3 protein-coding genes are annotated in these 1,143 nt (G+C 43.2%); all 3 read right to left on the reverse strand.

Annotated elements, in window-relative coordinates:
• Positions 1-73: 73 nt before the first annotated feature.
• Positions 74-412 carry a nitrogen regulatory protein P-II gene (glnB, locus tag R7O12_RS26170; protein ID WP_005436810.1) on the reverse strand — a complete coding sequence of 113 codons (339 nt, stop codon included), beginning with the start codon at positions 410-412 and terminating at the stop codon, positions 74-76.
• Between the two features lie 189 nt (positions 413-601).
• Positions 602-913, reverse strand: a complete 312-nt coding sequence (locus R7O12_RS26175; RefSeq protein ID WP_005488964.1) for a c-type cytochrome — start codon at positions 911-913, stop codon at positions 602-604.
• A 56-nt stretch (positions 914-969) separates the two neighbouring features.
• Positions 970-1,143, reverse strand: a 174-nt coding sequence (tilS, locus tag R7O12_RS26180) for a tRNA lysidine(34) synthetase TilS (protein ID WP_318126979.1), incomplete at its 5' end; no start/stop codon positions are given.

Genomic DNA, 1,143 nt, shown 5'->3' on the forward strand with positions numbered 1-1,143 from the left:
AATGCATGAAATAAAAAAGGAGCCTTATTGGGCTCCCTTTTAGCTTAATCAAAAATGCAATTGTAGTGAAATCTTAAATCGCGTCTTCGTCTTCTTCACCAGTACGGATACGAACCACACGCTCAACATCCGTTACGAAAATTTTACCATCGCCAATCTTACCTGTTTGCGCGGTTTCGATGATGGTTTCTACGCATTTGTCTGCTACATCTTCAGTAACAACAATTTCCAGTTTCACTTTTGGTAGGAAGTCCACCATGTATTCCGCACCGCGGTATAGCTCAGTGTGGCCTTTCTGACGACCAAAACCTTTCACTTCAGAAACGGTCATCCCTGTGATGCCTACTTCAGCAAGTGCTTCTCGAACATCATCCAATTTAAATGGCTTGATAATCGCTTCAATCTTTTTCATGTTCATCCCTTAAGCTTCAATCGTTTGCGCATATTATCGTTTAGCGTCTCATAACATTCAATGTTTGTCTCTGCTTCATCGGCTAAAATCCTGAGCCCAATAAGGTTTATTAAGTCGAGATAAAACAAAACCAGAGCAATGCTCTGGTTTTGTAGAAATAAGATAACGACGCGTTAATGCGCTTTTTACTTACTTCAAACTTGAGTAGTAAGCGGCAAGGTTTGCAATATCGTCATCAGAAAGCAGCGACGCCTGAGCCTGCATTACTGCAGCAAGACCACCGCTACGTTCTTTGTTTTTGTAAGCCTTGATTGAGCTCACGATGTACTGCTCGTTTTGCCCTTTCAAATTTGGGTAGCCTGGAATCGTCGCGTTACCGTCTGCGCCATGACATGCCGCACATACTGCAGCTTTAGCTTGTCCCGCAGCGGCATCACCCGCCAGAGCTTGGCCACTCAACATGGTTAGTGCAGCCACTGCACCGATCATTACTCTCTTCATTGCTTCACCTAATCGTTTTTTATTTGAGATAGTTATGGTCGATATTGTGACATGAATTACAAAGGCTTGCGCCAAATGAGTTCACAGTCTTGGCCACTAAATGTTTGATCCACAAACAAGTCTGCGACTGCAACAACTTGGTCTTTGTACATCAAAATCGGGATCTGACGACGTAACCAGCTTGGCACATTGTATTCTTGGAATAACTTTTTCAGTTTACGACTGCGACT

The sequence above is a fragment of the Vibrio sp. Vb1574 genome (assembly GCF_033338675.1).

What these genes read in the sequence shown, in the direction of transcription:
- glnB (WP_005436810.1), bottom strand. Translation starts at nt 412, where the DNA reads ATGAAAAAGATTGAAGCGATTATCAAGCCATTTAAATTGGATGATGTT.
- R7O12_RS26175 (WP_005488964.1), bottom strand. Translation starts at nt 913, where the DNA reads ATGAAGAGAGTAATGATCGGTGCAGTGGCTGCACTAACCATGTTGAGT.